This window comes from Streptomyces sp. BE20 (assembly GCF_036322525.1).
GTDB lineage: Bacteria > Actinomycetota > Actinomycetes > Streptomycetales > Streptomycetaceae > Kitasatospora.
Window position 1 is genome coordinate 1 of record NZ_JAQYWW010000526.1, and the last position, 2,322, is coordinate 2,322.

Annotated in this window: 2 protein-coding genes and 1 pseudogene; 1 reads left to right on the forward strand and 2 read right to left on the reverse strand. The window is 70.0% G+C overall.

Annotated features, from left to right (window positions below; genetic code table 11):
* Positions 1-163: 163 nt before the first annotated feature.
* Positions 164-856 carry an SDR family NAD(P)-dependent oxidoreductase gene (locus PUR61_RS08350; protein WP_329877297.1) on the forward strand — a complete coding sequence of 231 codons (693 nt, stop codon included), beginning with the start codon at positions 164-166 and terminating at the stop codon, positions 854-856.
* Positions 857-867: 11 nt separating this feature from the next.
* Here PUR61_RS08350 and PUR61_RS08355 read toward each other — a convergent pair.
* Together PUR61_RS08355 and PUR61_RS08360 are read right to left on the reverse strand one after the other, a co-directional pair.
* A pseudogene (locus PUR61_RS08355) lies at positions 868-1,016 on the reverse strand (IS110 family transposase); the annotation flags it as partial.
* Positions 1,017-1,378: 362 nt separating this feature from the next.
* Positions 1,379-2,047 (reverse strand): GntR family transcriptional regulator, encoded by a 669-nt coding sequence (locus tag PUR61_RS08360; RefSeq protein WP_329877300.1) that lies wholly within the window; start codon positions 2,045-2,047, stop codon positions 1,379-1,381.
* Between the last annotated feature and the right edge of the window lie 275 nt (positions 2,048-2,322).

Here is a 2,322-nt window from a genome sequence, read left to right on the forward strand (position 1 = left end):
CCTGCCGTGCACGGTCAGGCGGGCGTTACGGTGGGACACGAAGACCTCCGGTGCGGTGCAGTCCTAGACAGCTCCACCACACCGGAGGTCTTTACGTTTGATCAAGCCCGACCACTGTCAACAACGCTCGTGATCAATACAGCTAGCCGCCGACGGCCTGCGCGTGGCCGGCCTCGACCTCACCGACCCCCGACTGCCCGGCGTCGCCCACCACCGCGCGGACGTCACCGACGCCAGCCAGGTCCGCACCGCGGTCCGGGCGGCCGTCGACGAGCTGGGAGCGGCGGACGTCCTGGTGACCTGCGCCGGGATCACCGAGGGGCTCCCGCTGCACCTGACCTCCGACGAGCAGTGGCAGCGGGTCCTCTCGGCCAATCTCGACTCGGTGTTCCTGTGCGTGCGCGAGGTGTTGCCGACGATGATGGAGGCCGGGAGCGGAGCCGTGGTGACCAGCGGTTCGGTGCTGCACCGCACCGCCGCACCGGGCCTGCCCGCCTACGCCGCCGCCAAGGGTGCGATCGCCGCACTGACGCGACAGCTTGCCGTGGACTACGGACGGTACGGCATCAGCTTCGTCACCCTCTCCCCCGGCTGGGTGCGCACCCCCGCCACCGAGTCGCGACTGGCCCCCGGCGAGGAAGACCTGGTTCGGCTCCGGGAGAGCAATCCGATGCACACAATCGTCGACGCCCAGGACATCGCGGAAGCCGTCGCCTTCGCCGCTTCCCCCGCCGCGGCCGCGCTCACCGGCTCCGAACTGGTCCTGGACGCCGGCGCCTCGATCGTCAGCCCCGCCAGCCTGCTGCGCGACACCCACCGCGAGCGCATGGGCCTACCCCTACTCGACACCCCCTAATGAAGCCGTTGTCAAACAGCTGAGATAACAGGGAGTCCAACTTGGCAGTACTGTCCGTCACGAACCAGGGCCGCAAGACGTTCACCCGACGCCGGGCCAGGGCCAGGACCGCCTGGGTATGGCGCTTGCCCTCGGCACGCTCGCGCTCGCAGTAGCGGCGGCCGGGACCGGAACCCCACGGGCGGCGCGGTCGGGACGGGGAGCCACCGGCCGGAGGAAGACCTCCACAGGGACGGGACGGTGGCGCGCGAGGATCGCGCGCAGCCGTAAACACTCAGGGCGGGGCGCACCAGCCAGCACGCGAGAACCAGGTGCGATCGCGAGGTCGCGCCGAACAGGGCCACTCTCTCTCGGCCTGCGGCCCGAAGGGCCCCGTTCCGCACCTCATCAGTGCGCCGGATCGGCCTCGCAGCGGGTGTCACACTTGGGCGCGTCCATGCGGGTAGCCCTGACCGCCGGCCAGGGCGGCGGATTTCGCGAGTACGCCCCCGCACGAATCCGGGAGCAGGACGCCCTGCCAGTTCACGAGGCGCACTCGACCTCGTGTACGGCCTGCGAGCTGATGTGGGCACGGGCCGCGTCCGCGGCCGCCTCGGGGTCGCGCCGACGCAGTGCGTCCATGATCACGTCGTGCTCGTCGACCACCGAGCGCCAGTCCCGGTCGCCCATCGGCGCGGTGATGCGGTAGCGGCGGATGGTGAGCAGCAGCTGCTCGGTGAGTTCGCCCAGGACGCGATAGCCGGCGGCCTCGGCCAGGACCCGGTGGAAGCGGGAATTCAGCTCCGCCATCCTTACGAGTTCGCCCGCGTCCAGGGCGCCGCGCATTGCGTGCTGGACGCCTTCGAGCCCGCCAAGCCGGGTGCCGTCGATCCGTTCGGCCGCGATCGAGGCGATGAGCGCCTCGATCGCCTCGCGGGCGAGGAAGACGCCGCGCATCTCCGTGACGTCGACCGAGGCCACGGTCACACCGGCGTGGACCCGGGAGTCCAGCAGGCCGTCCGACTCCAGGCGCTTCACCGCCTCGCGGATGGGGATCTTGCTGATCCCGAACGTGCGCGCCAGCTCGTCCATGTTGATCCGCTCGCCGGGCTTGAGGTCGCCCTGGGCGATGGCGTTGTGCAGGCTCTCGTAGACGAGGTCCGCCTTGCTTTTCACGGCGGGGATGCGCTCCGCCCAGCTACCTTGTCCCATCCATTCATCGTATGCGATATCCGGCCCCCTTGCGATCCCCTTCCGGGAAGATTCACCAGCTCCCCACCTCGGCCTTTGAGTACTTCTCCGTAAACGTATTGCCTGGCGGCAGATTCGTATACTAAATTCGACTCTGACGACCTGAGGCGTTCCCTCGGTCGCCGTGCGGGCGCCGCCCGGGCCGGGTGTGCACCGTCCCCCACAAGCCGAGGAGCCACCATGCCTCGCGCCGTCACCACCACGCCCGGCATCCTCCCCGCGGAAGCGGCCCCCCG

Excerpts from the sequence above, each read along its gene's own strand:
- PUR61_RS08360 (WP_329877300.1), bottom strand. The coding sequence starts at position 2,047 with ATGGGACAAGGTAGCTGGGCGGAGCGCATCCCCGCCGTGAAAAGCAAG.